The sequence below is a fragment of the Paradesulfitobacterium aromaticivorans genome, assembly GCF_054657415.1.
This window is the reverse complement of the sequence record NZ_BAAHYT010000011.1, coordinates 304,837-319,067: the sequence shown is the minus strand read 5'-3', so window position 1 is coordinate 319,067 and position 14,231 is coordinate 304,837. Positions and strand designations below refer to the sequence as shown.

At 45.9% G+C, this 14,231-nt stretch carries 11 protein-coding genes and 1 pseudogene; all 12 read right to left on the bottom strand.

Annotated features, from left to right (window positions below; all coding sequences use genetic code 11):
• Positions 1–54: 54 nt before the first annotated feature.
• The 12 genes and pseudogenes from ACYQ2N_RS18340 to ACYQ2N_RS18285 all read right to left on the bottom strand — a co-directional run bounded on the left by ACYQ2N_RS18340 (position 55) and on the right by ACYQ2N_RS18285 (position 14,212).
• Positions 55–762 (bottom strand): ABC transporter ATP-binding protein, encoded by a 708-nt coding sequence (locus ACYQ2N_RS18340; protein WP_460000862.1) that lies wholly within the window; start codon positions 760–762, stop codon positions 55–57.
• Positions 752–1,507: an ABC transporter ATP-binding protein gene (locus tag ACYQ2N_RS18335; RefSeq protein WP_460000861.1), complete on the bottom strand. Its 756-nt coding sequence runs from the start codon at positions 1,505–1,507 to the stop codon at positions 752–754. The genes ACYQ2N_RS18340 and ACYQ2N_RS18335 overlap by 11 nt, the downstream gene beginning before the upstream one ends.
• 50 nt (positions 1,508–1,557) lie before the next feature.
• Positions 1,558–2,565 carry a branched-chain amino acid ABC transporter permease gene (locus tag ACYQ2N_RS18330; RefSeq protein WP_460000860.1) on the bottom strand — a complete coding sequence of 336 codons (1,008 nt, stop codon included), beginning with the start codon at positions 2,563–2,565 and terminating at the stop codon, positions 1,558–1,560.
• A 21-nt stretch (positions 2,566–2,586) separates the two neighbouring features.
• Positions 2,587–3,462, bottom strand: coding sequence for a branched-chain amino acid ABC transporter permease (locus ACYQ2N_RS18325; RefSeq protein ID WP_460000859.1), 876 nt, complete (start codon positions 3,460–3,462; stop codon positions 2,587–2,589).
• 99 nt (positions 3,463–3,561) lie between these two features.
• Complete coding sequence (locus tag ACYQ2N_RS18320) at positions 3,562–4,821, bottom strand: ABC transporter substrate-binding protein (protein WP_460000858.1); 1,260 nt, start codon at positions 4,819–4,821, stop codon at positions 3,562–3,564.
• Between the two features lie 97 nt (positions 4,822–4,918).
• Positions 4,919–5,974 carry a LacI family DNA-binding transcriptional regulator gene (locus tag ACYQ2N_RS18315; protein ID WP_460000857.1) on the bottom strand — a complete coding sequence of 352 codons (1,056 nt, stop codon included), beginning with the start codon at positions 5,972–5,974 and terminating at the stop codon, positions 4,919–4,921.
• Between the two features lie 401 nt (positions 5,975–6,375).
• Positions 6,376–6,564: pseudogene (locus tag ACYQ2N_RS18310) on the bottom strand (Uma2 family endonuclease); the annotation flags it as partial.
• A 39-nt stretch (positions 6,565–6,603) separates the two neighbouring features.
• Entirely contained in the window at positions 6,604–7,791 is a 1,188-nt protein-coding gene (locus tag ACYQ2N_RS18305) for an MFS transporter (RefSeq protein WP_460000856.1), read from the bottom strand.
• A gap of 162 nt (positions 7,792–7,953) precedes the next feature.
• The gene (locus ACYQ2N_RS18300; protein WP_460000855.1) at positions 7,954–9,300 is read right to left on the bottom strand and encodes an MmgE/PrpD family protein; all 1,347 of its coding nucleotides are present in this window, start codon (positions 9,298–9,300) and stop codon (positions 7,954–7,956) included.
• A gap of 114 nt (positions 9,301–9,414) precedes the next feature.
• On the bottom strand, positions 9,415–11,370 hold the full coding sequence (locus ACYQ2N_RS18295; RefSeq protein ID WP_460000854.1) for a heterodisulfide reductase-related iron-sulfur binding cluster: 1,956 nt from the start codon (positions 11,368–11,370) through the stop codon (positions 9,415–9,417).
• 27 nt (positions 11,371–11,397) lie between these two features.
• On the bottom strand, positions 11,398–12,243 hold the full coding sequence (locus ACYQ2N_RS18290; RefSeq protein ID WP_460000853.1) for a hypothetical protein: 846 nt from the start codon (positions 12,241–12,243) through the stop codon (positions 11,398–11,400).
• A gap of 10 nt (positions 12,244–12,253) precedes the next feature.
• On the bottom strand, positions 12,254–14,212 hold the full coding sequence (locus tag ACYQ2N_RS18285) for an oxidoreductase (RefSeq protein ID WP_460000852.1): 1,959 nt from the start codon (positions 14,210–14,212) through the stop codon (positions 12,254–12,256).
• Positions 14,213–14,231: the final 19 nt, after the last annotated feature.

Here is a 14,231-nt window from a genome sequence, read left to right as displayed (position 1 = left end):
TTATCTAATAACACACTTTTTATCCGTCAGACTTGGTTCTTACTTTCAAAAAACTTACATACCCAGAAATGCCTTCTTAACATGTTCATTGTTCAAGAGCCCGGTACCTGTGCCTTCCAGAGTCACCGCACCGTTTTCAAAGACATAACAGCGATCAACAATCTGCAGTGTTTGTTTGACGTTTTGCTCCACCAGCATCACCGTAATGCCCCTGCTGTTAATCTGTTTAATAATGTTAAACAGTTCTTTGACAAGCAGCGGAGATAAACCCAAAGACGGTTCATCAAACATTAAAAGCTTGGGGCGGCTCATTAAGGCCCGACCGATAGCCACCATCTGCTGTTCCCCGCCCGAAAGGGTCTTGGCAATCTGACTTTTCCGCTCCTTCAGCCGCGGCAAAAACTCATAAACTTCTTTCAGACTTTCCTGGCGGTGTTTTTTGGCTTCGGGATGCACTGACCCCAGAAGCAGATTCTCTTCAACCGTCATCAAGGGGAAAAGACGGCGACCTTCGGGCACCTGGGCAATCCCTAACGGCACCCGATCATGGGCAGGAACTTTAGTAATATCCCGTCCTGCAAACGTAAATTTTCCGCTTGTGAGCTTACGGGTTCCGGACACTGCGTTAATAAACGTAGTTTTGCCTGCTCCGTTGGATCCGACAATGCTCACGATTTCCCCGGCATTAACTTGCAGGCCAACATTAAACAGCGCCTGCATGCCATCATAGTGCACGCTTAAATCTTCTACTTTAAGAAGCATGTTCATCACCTAAATATGCCGTAATTACTTCCGGATTTTTGGTCACTTCTTCCGGAATTCCTTCGGCGATTTTTTGCCCGTAGTTAATAACAATTACGTTTTCACAGAGAGCCATCACAGCCCGCATAACATGCTCAATCATTACGATCGTAACCCCGGAGCTACGAATCGTTTTAATAAGCTCCACTGAGTCATCAACTTCACTGGGTGTTAATCCGGCGAGTATTTCATCAAGCAACAGAAGTTTAGGCTGGGTCGCCAGGGCTTTCGCGAGTTCCAGGCGCTTGCGGTCGACTATCGTCAAGTTTTTAGCCAAGACATCCGCTTTCTTGCCCAAGCCAATCAATTCTACTACTTCCCGTGCCTTTTCCAGAGCTACAGACCTTTTTGAAGTGCGGACAAATGCACCAACTGCCACGTTGTAAAGAACCGATTTGGTGCCGAAAGGTTTAACAATTTGAAACGTGCGTCCAATTCCGTCTTTACAAAGCTCATACGGGAGTTTGCCTGTAATGTTCTGTCCGTTAAAAACTATCTCGCCGGAATCCGGTCTAAGATACCCTGATATCTGGTTAAAAAGAGTGGATTTCCCTGCCCCATTGGGGCCAATTATCCCAAAAATCTGGCCATTTTTGACACTGAAACTAAGGTCTTTTGTAACAGTCAGCCCGCCGAAACTTTTGTTCAAACCGGTCACTTTAAGCAGATGATCTTTATTATCCGCATTATTTGTTGTCTGAAGCATAACTTCCCCCCCTGCTCAGTTGCATTCTTTTTACCGAAATAATTTAAGGTTTACTTAAGAGTTTTGGGAACTAAGACGCTTGTCTTTTGTTTCTTCGAACCAAGCCCAATTAAGTTCATAATTGGATCGATAATTCCCCTGGGCAAGTAAAGAATAACAAATACCACTGCCATGCCGTAGATAATTAGATGCAAGCCTTGGATAGAGTCACCGAGGTAAACCCTGGTGATTTCACCAACAGCGGTGAGTAATATCGCACCCACAAACGGCCCAAAAACAGTGCCAAGGCCGCCTACTATAGCCAAGAAAACCATCTGCGCAGACAAGTCAAATCCCGCAATCGTTGCCGGCTCGAGATATCGAATTAACTGGGCAAAGAACGTCCCACCGATAGCGGTGAAGAAAGCGCTAATTCCTGCGGCGATCAGTTTAACCTGGCGCGTATTAATCCCTAAGGCTTTAGCGGCATCTTCATCTTCCCGGAGAGCGGTAAGATAAAACCCGAGTTTGGATCGTTCAATCCACCAGGACACAAACAGCACGATAGCTAGAAACGTCAGGATAATATAGTAATAGGGAATTTTAGAGAAAAATTGAAAGTCAAGGAAACCCGCATCCATCTTCAAGGGAACCATGATGCCTTCAGCTGCCCCAATATGGATAGGCCCGAGATCTTTAACGGTTTTTAAAATAACTGACAAGCCTTCAGCAAACGCAATAGTAGCTATAGAGTAGTAAGCACCTTTGAGCCTAAAACTGGGGATTCCTATCAGAACTGCTATTAAAGCGGCCACCAAGCCCCCTGCAATCATTCCCAGCCATGGCGTCACTCCTAAATATATAAATAACAGAGTCGAAATATATCCGCCGACAGCCATAAAAGCTGAATGACCCAATGAAAGTTGCCCGGCAAATCCCCCGACGATGTTCCAGCTTGTTGCCAAGTAGGCATAAAACAAAACCATAATAAAACTGTGCAAAATATAAGCATTGTCATTAAATAGCGGCACGGTCGCAAACAGAAGTGTCAACAGACCTAGCGGCAAAAATCTTTTCATCTCGCTAACCTCCGTATAGGTTTAGGAATCATGAGGAGAACCAAACAGCCCTGAAGGGCGGAAGAAAAGGAACACAAGAAAAGCGTAGAGAACAATCATCGGGGAGAGGGTATTCTGTACAAACAAGGTCGATACTGATTCCACTACACCAATTAATAATCCGCCAATAATCGCACCCGGAATACTCCCAAGTCCACCCAACACGACGGTAACAAATGCTTTAGTTCCGAAAACTCCGCCAATACTAGGGTGCAGGTTATAAAACGGCAAGAGAGCAACCCCGGCCGTTCCTAAAATTGTGAGGCCAATCCCAAAAGCAGAGTTAAATGTCTTCTCTACATTAATCCCCATTAAACGGGCCGCATTACGATCCTGGCCGACAGCGCGAATTTTACGCCCCAGCTCGGTCTTATGAAGCACAAAATAAAACACAACCGTTACGATCAAGACTAGTAAAAAAGCATATAATCTTGGAAGCGGGATAATCACAGACCCTAAGTGAACAGACTCATGCCCAAAACTAGTCTGAATCACTTTATAATCCGAACCGAAACCTGCCAAGAATCCGTTTTCCAGAACCACACTCAAACCGGCAGTTAAAAGAAGTGCCCCGATCGGCTCACGCACGTCGGCTTCTTTTTTCATAACCGGTTGTAACAGAAACTTGTTGGTAGCATATCCTATCAAATACATAACCGGGATAACCACTATTAAAGCGAGATAAGGATTTAATCCCAATACTGTTACACTAAAATAGGAAACGAACATCGCTACCATCAGAAAGGCTCCGTGCGCGAAGTTAATAACACGCATAATACCAAATATTAGAGTAAGGCCTAAGGCAATTAATCCATAAACAGAACCCATTAGTAGTCCTTGTATCACTGCTGACAGCACCGAATTTCACCCCTGTTCATGCAAATGCTGTGTCTCTCTGCAACTGGGAGGATGGCTGTCACCACCCTCCCAGAATCATGTTTTTTCTACATAATTCGATTATCCTTTATAGGGGAAACTGACTTGAAATCCCTCACGTGCATCCTCTTTTGGCCACACGGTAACGCGTTCAACTTTTCCATTTACTTTTTGGAATTGAACCATTACAAGGCTTGGGTCAGGCAAAGTACCGCTCTGGTCAAAATGCACTTTTTTGGCATACATTTGCGATGGCCCTTCAACCATCTCAGTTGAGGCGAATGCTTCTCGGAGTTTCTCGGAATCTAAACTCTTAGCTCTTTCGAAAGCATCAGCCATCACATAAACACCCACATACTCTTTAACCGCTTCCCCATTCATATGGACACCGTATTTTTCAAAGAACTTTTTATCTGTGTCTTTTGAAAACGGCCTGTTAACATCTGCTTCCCAAGCAGCGATATCATAATAACCAAGGGCAGATTCACCGGCATTTTTGATGAATTCAGGATCAGCATAGCCGCCAGATGTCCCGATAAAGGCTTTAGGACGAACTTGTTGTTGCTTGAACCCATTTGCCAACATGGTAGCATCTGCTACATAAGAAGTTAATAAGACTACATCAGGGTTAGCAGCTTTAACCTTAGACACAACAGGAGTAAAGTCGGCCGCACTCTTGTCATAAGCTTCATCTAACACGATTTGAAGACCAGCCTGAGGTAGTAATTTTTTCCATACTACCGCTGAACCTTGGCCATAAGCAGTGTTCTCATAGACCAGGGCAGCAGTTTTTATTTCTGTACCGGATTCCTTTTTCATGTCCTCAAGGAACTTGAGCTGAGCCGCTACCCTCATAGGTGTAGTGTCAGCAAGCCTAAATACATACTTAAAACCGCGGGTGGTAATTGTTTCTTCAGAAGGAACCGAGGCAAACCAAATTTTCTTATAGCGCTCAGCAACTTCTGAGGCTGGTAATGTAATTCCTGATTGATAAGACCCGGTTAGCATTGCCACATTTTCCTGGGAAATAAGGCGTTCTGCTTCAGAAACTCCAACTTGCGGTTTGCCTTGGCTGTCGGCAAAAACCAGCTTAAGCTTGGCCCCATTCATGGCCTTAATGCCACCTTTAGCATTAATTTCGTCTGCGGCCATTTCCATTGCATGTTTGCTCATTTCCCCAAGAGGTGCTGCCCCTCCGCTTAACGGCAGAATAGCCCCGATTTTGATCTCGGATGCACTACCACTGGATGTTGAAGGAGTCCCACAACCAGCCAATCCTCCTAAGAGCAAAGTTCCTGCCACTATGGCAGCCAAAGATTTTTTGACGATTCCCTTCCTCATAATTAACCTCCTCTGAATTTGTTTCTTATTTTTATAGGCCAGGGATACAATATGCAGTATAATTGTATACGTATACATTCTTGGCCTAAAATATTGCTTATTTAGTGGCTCGACCAGTAGTACCCCTTTGGATTAAAACCGGTTGCAACACGATTTGTTTTAGGCTTGATTGCTCGGGTGTAATACACGTTGACATTTTTTGTTTTAATGTATTTACTTCGGCCGTATTATGCTTGGTTGATGCAATCATCCCAAATAGGTTTGCAGCAGCTATCTCACCTAAGCTTCCCTCTTTAATCCCAACCGTTGTCAAACGGATGGCCGAGTGGGAAGAAATCTGAATATTATCGATTCCGGCGAGACTTATATCAGCGGGAATACTAAGTCCTTGGGCCAACAAAGTTTCCATACAAATCAGTGCCATAGCGTCAGTCGCGCATACAATTGCAGTCGGCGGCTTGTCCATTTTGAGCAGTCTCAGTGTTATTTCCTCAACTTCTGAAGCTGTGGTGTCAGTGTAAAAAATGAGGTCTGAAGAGTAAATATTTTCTTGATTTAACACTTTTATAAGCCCAACCTGACGCTCATAAAACGTCGAGACATTGATCCTGCCGGAGATATACGCAATACGGCAGTGCCCTAATTCTAGCAAATGGCGAGCGATAATTTCCCCAGCCAACAAATTTTCAATAACCACATAATTCCCACCTATTTGTGGCCTGCGGTTAAAATACATATAGGGAATCCCGGACTGCTCAATTATTTCCTGTAGTGGATCATTTAGCTTGATGGAGGATAATAAAATTCCGTCAACCTTATTCCCCATAATGGACTGAAAAATGTCCCCCATTTCTGCACTGTCCTCAAAATATACCATAGTCTTAAAACCGAGCTTCATTGCCAGATTAATAATCCTGTCAGTTGTCTCCACAAAAAAACCGTTCTTCAGAGGGCCGGATATTAACGCTATCGTTGAGGTGCTATTTGTCACCAAACTGCGGGCAATTAAATTCGGATGGTACCCTAGTTCTGTGATAGCTTTCATAACCCGTTCCCGGGTTTTATCCTTAACTGATTCCGGGTTATTGAGCACTCTGGAAACAGTGGCCTGGGAGACCTTTGCAATTTGGGCAACATCCTTGGAAGAAACCATACATCGTTTCACCGCTTTTGAATACGTATACAAATTCATCAATAGCTCTTACCTGAAACACAAGGGCAAGCCCATGAAAGAAGTATACATAAAACCTGTGATTTCTACATTACATTTGGTGCAATCGGTCGATAACTCGGCTTAAATAGTCGTTTTTTGTCGGTGAATGGTGGTTCATAGAGTGACTGTTGGCAATTAACTTGTTTTTTGCCCTCTTCCCTCTAATATGAATTTTCTGTCGTTTTGTGTTTTTCATTATACGCATATTACCGAAACTTGTAAACTGGTAAAATCATACATAGGATACTTGTGACAGCTAGGCCTTACGGGAATAGTTTAAATTCTAAGCCTTGACGGTTGCTCCCGCACGGTCGTACCCCGGGCGAGCACAGCTTGCATTGAACTTTGCAGGGTTTACCTGTTAGATAATTAGCTATTTGTCTCACTAATTCTGTAAGTACTTCTTGATGTACAGGTGTTGGAGCTGCTTGCATATAAGGTATTCCGTCAATAATTTCCCACCTTTCATCTTCTGGCCAGGTCAAGTAGTCTGCATACGTGTATTTTTCCCCTTCTTTTGGTAATGGCATAATAAACATTCTCCTTTTTGTTGGGCTGGAATGATTTTTTCATATTTTACCACACTTTTTATTTTTGCGTTTAAGACCCGGTAGCAATCCATACATAACCCAGAAAAATATCATCCCGAGCAAAGGCACTACTGCCGCGACCGTAAACATGACTCTAAAACCTGCAAAATGGCTCACGATTCCCATAGAAAACGGTCCGAGAAATTGCCCGGCGTCAACAGATGCTGAGAAAATCCCCAGAGCCATTCCCCTGCTGTTAGTATCCGATTTATCTACCACCAACGCAGCCATACTGGGGTAGGCAAGACCAAACCCCAGCCCGTAGACGATAGCACATGCGGCGAGAAATAGCGGTCCGTTGATGAACGCCAGGCCTAAAATACCCAAGACGATTAGCATCATGGATGGAACAATAACTTTCATCCGTCCGAGACGGTCAGACAAGCCCCCGCCAATGAATCTGATAGAGATGAGAGTCAATGAATAAACCGCAAAAAACAGCGGGGCATTGGTACCCGGAACCGTGAACACGTATAACGGCAAAAAAGCCATTACTACCCCAATGGTGAAAGATGCACTGATCCAGGTAATACTTGGTAGAATTACGTTTCTGTCTTTAATAATTTCCGCAAATGATTTTCCCGTGCTCATTTGCTCAGGCGAGAACTGATAATCGATTTTGGCCACAAAGATTACGGCTGCCAGCGCTGCCAAGGACGGAACCAGCAGAACTATTTGAAAAGAATACTTGCTCATTAGAAACGAGCCCAATGTCGGCGCTAACCCTGACGCCAGACTGACGGAAGTAACGTAAATTCCTATAGACTGAGCCAACCGTTTTTTGGGGGCAATATATGAAATGAAAATTGATGATGATGTAGCAAAACTAGCGGTGCCCGCTCCGTTTAAGACACGAACTACGATTAATGCAAAGATGGCTTTGGCGAACAAATACAAAGGGCTGGCAAGAGTTAAAATAAGCGCTCCAGCCAGCATTAGTTTTTTGCTGCCATAAAGAGAAGAATATTTCCCAATGATCGGCCTGAGAAAAATTGCGGAAAACGAATAAGTACTGATGATGAGCCCGATCTCGGTGTTGTTAAACCCTAAGTTTTGAAAATACACTGGCAATATTGGGATAAGGTAGTTTATTGAGCCGAAAAGGCTGAGTGTCGCCAGGAAAGCTAGGATGTAATTTCGAGTGAATATTCTGTCGTTATTATCCATTTTTTCTTCCCTTAAAAGTACCCGGACGTTTTATTTTACTGGCACAAGCTAGAATACCATAATCTTACCACAAAATATGAATAAGGGATTAATTTTTATTTCTTAGCATTCGTGCCAGAAGGTGTTGATTTCACACCTCGGGCAATGGCATTTACGCGAATGTTATATAAGCCAACGTGTAAGTTCTTGAATATCATCCATCTTCTCGAGACCCTGGCACAAATTGATTATGTGTTTTGCGGCCTGACTCCCAACCACATTCTGTGCCAACTGTTCGAACTTATCTAATATCATACTGACCGGATAGGGATTATCAAATCCTCCTTGGGAGGAACTTACAGCTCGCTCTGCTGTTCTCCCGTCCTTCAAATAGACAGTCACGCGGGCAGGGCGGTTTTGCGGCAACATCGCTGTAAAAGCAGGATTTTCAGACACAGTAATTTTTTGAGCTAAATGACGAATACGTTCATTTTCTACGGTCTTATTCGAAAATGCTTCTTCCCCGGCATTGCCAAGTACGATATAAGCTGCCAAAGCAAATGGAACTGAGAATTTTGCAGCCAACATGTTGGCTGGCTGTTGCTCTTTTAATACTGCTGCAGCACCATATGTTTCAACCTCTATTTTATCAATTTGGTCATCTGTAATCAGATCTTCCGCCAAAATAAGTTGAATCGCATCAAGGGCTGCATGGTTGTACCGGCAGCAGGAGTACATCTTGAAATAATTTTTGCTGATATAGTAATCTTCATCAAGCTTTTGGGTTAGACAGTCAGAATCAAAGCGGGTGGAGAGAATTTGCCCATAAACGCTCTCCACAGCACCACGGGCAGCAGTAATTCCCGCTTTTGTCAGATCTGTGGCTAGCAAACCGAGTTGATTACTGAGACCCGTGTAAATATTTCTTACCGTTGCTCCTTCCAGGGCACTGGGCCAAGTGGAAGCAAGGCTAAGGGAAGCAGCCAACCTGATTGTGCTTAGTACTTCTTCAGCGCTAAAACCCTTGAGCTTGGCCACGGCTACCGCTGCACCAATTGTTCCCCAAGTCCCGTGAGGATGGACCTCTGAGCGAAGCTCTGTGCAACCACCGATACGTGTCGCTATCTCATAACCCATCACTATACTTTCTATTAACTGTTTGCCACTAGACCCCGCCAGTTCCGCCCAGGCGAGCGCTGCCGGAATAATGTGGGATGCAGGATGCCCCTTAGAAAATTGATTTCCTTCATCCATTTCCAAGGCAACTGCCGATGTACCATTAAGCAAAGCCGCTGTAGTCAAATCCATTCCCTCGGACCAGCCGACAACAGTAACCGGTCCAATACCATGTTCACTTGACCATTGAGCAACTAAGTTTGGCAGCGGATAAACATGGCTTCCGGCGAGCATGGCTCCCAGCGTATCCAGCAAAACAAGCTTAGCTTGTTTCCTTGCTTCTTCGGGAATCTGATCATAGCCGTTTGATACCACAAACTCCGCTATTTCTTTCCAGCCTTCTGTTTTCTCCATTCCCTCCACTCCCTCAATTTCTTGACTAAAGTCAACTAAAACCGTTTCCCATGAATATAGACGAGCCATCTTCCCAGAAGAAATATCCTTATCGCGGGAAAATGGCTCTGGACATTAAATCGTTTTAGCAACTAACTCTGCCAAATCCATGACCTCAATTTCATTAGCGTTTGTACGGGTGCCGTCTTCCATCATGGTTAAACAAAACGGGCAGGATGTAACTACTGTACGTGCGTCCGTATCCATAGCCTCTTGGGCACGGACATGGTTGATCCGCTCGCCTGCTCCCTCGTCCATCCACATATGCCCACCGCCGGCCCCACAACAGAAGCTTCTATCCCGGTTCCGCTCCATCTCGGTTAATTCCAGACCGGGAATGCTGTTGAGAACCTGCCGCGGCGCTTCGTAAATATTATTGTAACGGCCAAGGTAACAAGGATCATGATATACTACCGGTTTGTTTATTTCACCGGTAATCTGTAAGGATCCTGTTTGGAGAAGCTCCGCCACAAACTCGGTATAATGCCTAACCTCAAACTTAGCGCCCATTCCCGAGCTATAATCATTTTTCAACGTATGATAACAGTGGGGGCAGGCCGTGATAATTTTCTTCACCCCATATTTTTCCACGGTCTTGATATTTTCCCGAGCAAGTTTTTGGAAGAGATATTCTTCGCCTGTCCGCCTGGCCGCATCTCCACAGCAGTTCTCCTCATCGCCCAAAATGGCAAAATCAACTTGACTCGCTTGAAGGATTTTAATTACAGCCCCCGAGATCTGTTGGGAACGTTCATCAAAAGAACCCATACAGCCAACCCAATAGAGCACGTCCGTTTTTCCTTTATCTTTAAGCAGAGGAACAGCGGTAGCTTGGGCCCATAGCCCTCTGGAGCCGCGCCATTCACCCCAGGGATTTCCCTGTTTATCAAGATTGCGTAAAACCTGCCGCATTTCGTCCGGAACTCTGCCTTCCTCTAAAACCAGACTTCGGCGCATTTCTACCGTCCGGCCCACCTGCTCAATTAGGACCGGGCATTCATTCTCACAATAGCCACAGGTCGTACAGGCCCAGATTGTTTCCGGGGTTAACGGCCCAAGCGGCGCAAAAACCTTTTCCCCTGTTAAGCCTTTTCCGGAAAAGAAATCCTTCAGAGTACTATTCAATTCTTTAGGTGATAGGGGTTTGTGGGTCAGAAAAGCCGGACACCCCTGTTCACATCGGCCACAGCGTGTACAGGCGAGGCTTTCAAGTATGTGCTTGCGTGTAAAACCTTCAATCTTGCCTGCCCCAAATACCGGGCTTGCGGTGTTCACATTTAAGGTAAGAATCTTACCCGTTTCACGGTTGGCTGACAACAAGATATTTATGGGCGCAAAAAGAAGGTGCCTGATTTTGCTAAATGGGAGATAAGCGAAAAAACCCATGCCTAATATTAAGTGCAGCCACCATAAAATTCTATGTGTTCCGGGTAAGTCAACCCCCAAGGAACTAAACATTATGGAAAACAATAAACCCACCGGTGACCAAAGAGCCCACGGATCAACCGTAGCAGCTTGTCGAACTCCTTCAACTAAAAAACCGGTCATTAGGATAAGTGCAATAAAAACTAATAAAACCCAGTCCTCTGTTATGGCCGATAAACCGGCGGGTCGGACAACAACCCGCCGATATATTAGGCCAATAACTCCGATCAAGGCCAAAAGTCCGGCTAAATCAAGGGCTAACGAAAACCAAAGATAAAACTGCCCTACTAAAACGCGAATCCCAAAATCTGCTTGGAGGGCTACGATGAGAGTACCAACGAAAAGGACAGAAAATCCCCAAAAGAGGAAAAGGTGCATATAACCTGCCAGGGTATCTCTGCGAATACGCTTTTGTTTAAGCGCTTCCTGCCATAGAACGTTCAGACCTTTTAATAAGTTTTTCACTAAACCGGGCTGTTTTTTCCCTTTTATTAGAGCTCGGATTTGTCCGCCCACTCCGTAGAGGAAAATGATAAGTGTGACCAATAGTAAGAGGTACATGAGGTTGTGGTTCATTATATTCCAGTACACTTCCCTAGCTGGCACTCCCGTTTTTCCTCCCCTGCATATTCGTTACTGTATTTGGAACTGCTTTCTACCGGCTTTATAAAGACATCCTTTATGATTGCGGCATCCCGTGCCTCCCGGCTGACATTCGATAAGGCTATCTGCCATCCCGCTAACCACACTTCCTCTGACTTGATTCACAATTTCTGCGGCTTTTGCTACTTCGGCTGATTGACCAACTACGACCATCGTAGTTGCTCCTTCCGCCCCGTCGATCCCGCCTTTGGCAATAACCGTGCACGAAACATCTACTAAATAGGAAAGTGCTTCTCTTTCTGTAATCACCTTGCCTATTAAGGGAACTAAGCCGAAAGCCATGCCCTGAGCTTGATTCATCGTGTTGCGTCCGGCGGCCATTACCGCATCAGAGACCCGGCCGGGTATCAACTTTTCCAGACCGACAGCAATGATGATCTTGGCCCCTGAACCTTGAATTCCGGTTAGTACTTCCCCTGCAGGCCCGCCTAAGGCACCACCTACACACATGGCAGCATTTCCATCTAAATCCAGGATATTAGCACCGATAATTACCACGTCATCGCACCCCAAAGTCGGCACAACATCCTTTAAGGTGTTGTCAACAATTTCGAATCTGCCACCGGTCAACAGGGCAACATGCCCTTTGAGGGTGCTGTCCCGGCAGGTGCGGGCACCGGAAGGAGAAATCCTTCCCGATATTTTCAAAGGTTGACCAACCATTTCTTCGCTTACAGCCGAAACGGTAGTACCGCCTTTCAAAAGGATTTTCCCTCCGTCTACGGCGCGTAGAACCTCGGGTAAAGCTACGATACCTTTGGCAATCAGCCTTTTTCCCTCAGATACCGTGAGTGTGACCTGAATGCGAGTTTGCACGGTTTCCCTCCTAAAGTTTGCGGGCGAGCAAATGCCCTTCCCGCACCGCCTCGAGAATAGAACGTGGAGCCATTGCATCTCCGATTACATATACTTCCGGAATTTTTCCCTGCAGCTCTGAGAACAACTCGTCACGAGCCTGACGTACCCCCGCAATAACAATAGCATCTATATCTTCTAAGACAGACTCTTCTCCTGAATAGAGATCTTCTACCAGAACTGAACGTCCTTCAGTTCCTGTAACACCACTTCCGGTCGTGATCGTAATTCCTGCCGCACGCAGCCTGGTATGCTGGGTGATCCAGCTTATCTGTACGATATCCGAACCTTCGATGGTACGCGGGGTAATCAATGTCACCTCTTTTTCTTGTTCGGCCAGAAACTCGGCGACACTTGTAGCCCGATAATGACCGTCATCGTCCACAAGTATTACCCTGTCACCAACGGTGACTTTCCCTTGTACAACATCTTCAACCGGTACAACCTTAACAACGCTGGATGCAAGCCCATCTGGCAGCACCGGTCGGGCACCTGTGGCAACAATGACGACCTCGGGTCGTTCTTTCTCTACCAGTTGCGCTGTTCCCTCGGTATTAAGATTAATTTGAACCCCTAACCGTTCAAGTTCATGACTTAGATAACGCACAACCCCACTCAGTTCTTGCCGGGCCGGAATGGCAGCCGCTAACAGAACATTTCCGCCCAGAGCGTTCTGTTTCTCACATAGAGTGACTTGATGTCCACGCATGGCTGCCACCCGGGCCGCTTCCATTCCTGCCGGACCGCCGCCGATCACAAACACCCGTTTTTGCACTTGGGCAGGAGCCATCGTGCCGCTCCCTAACTCCGACTCTAAGCCTACGGTCGGATTTTGGGTACAAGTAATTGCGAAACCGCGATGCATCATGCCGACACATCCTTGGTTACAGCCAATACAGTAACGGATGTCATCCAGGCGATCTTCTTTCGCTTTATTAGGCATCTCCGGATCGCAAAGAGTCGCCCTGGTCATGCAAATTGCGTCAGCCTGATTGTCAGCCAGTATTTTTTCGGCATGGCTTGGGTCGATAATGCGCCCAACGGTAAAAACCGGAATATTTGAAACAACCCTTTTAATACCGGCTGCCAAGTACACAAAAGAACCAAAAGGAAAATGCATATCCGGAATCATGGTAGCAAAGCTCAGTCCGTCATAATTGCACTGGCTTACATTGATAAAGTCAAGTTTGCCGGTACCCTCAAGGCGTACCGCAATTTGTTGCATATCATCAAGGGTAAGACCCCCGTCAGTAAACTCATCACCGCTAATCCGAATGCCCACCGCCATATCCGATCCACAAGCTTCCTTTACCTCATCAATCACCCGAAGAGCAAAGCGCAAGCGGTTGTCAAAACTTCCTCCCCACTGATCCGTTCGTTTGTTGCTATGGGGCGACAAGAACTGCTGTATTAAATACCCGTGGGCACCGTGAATTTCGACTCCGTCAAAGCCACCATCCCTGGCTATTCTGGCACTTGCGCCGAAAGCTTTAATAACTTCCTCTATTTCCACTTCGGTCATGGCGTGGGGAATTTCTTTTTTGCTCTGGCTCGGAATGGCATAAGGAGCCATGATCGGCAGACGACTTTCCGTGCTTACCATCTGACGCCCCATATGCAAAAGTTGAACAAAAATTTTCGCCCCATGTTCTTGCACCATCGAAGTAACCCGGTTGAGTTCGGGAATGATCTCGGGATCGTAACCTGCAATGGCCGAGCGCCGGGCGTGGGTGGAAGGATGTACATACATCGCTTCCATGATAATAAGCCCTATTCCGCCTTTTGCTTTTTCCGCCAGATAGTAAGCATGACGTTCCGTGGGAAACCCGTCCAGGCCGAAGTTAGTGACATGTGCGGAACTGGCAATGCGGTTGCGAATCACCACTGGTCCTATTTCCAACGGACTAAACAGGTTAGGTAGACTTGACATCACTCTTTCCCCTTTTCTT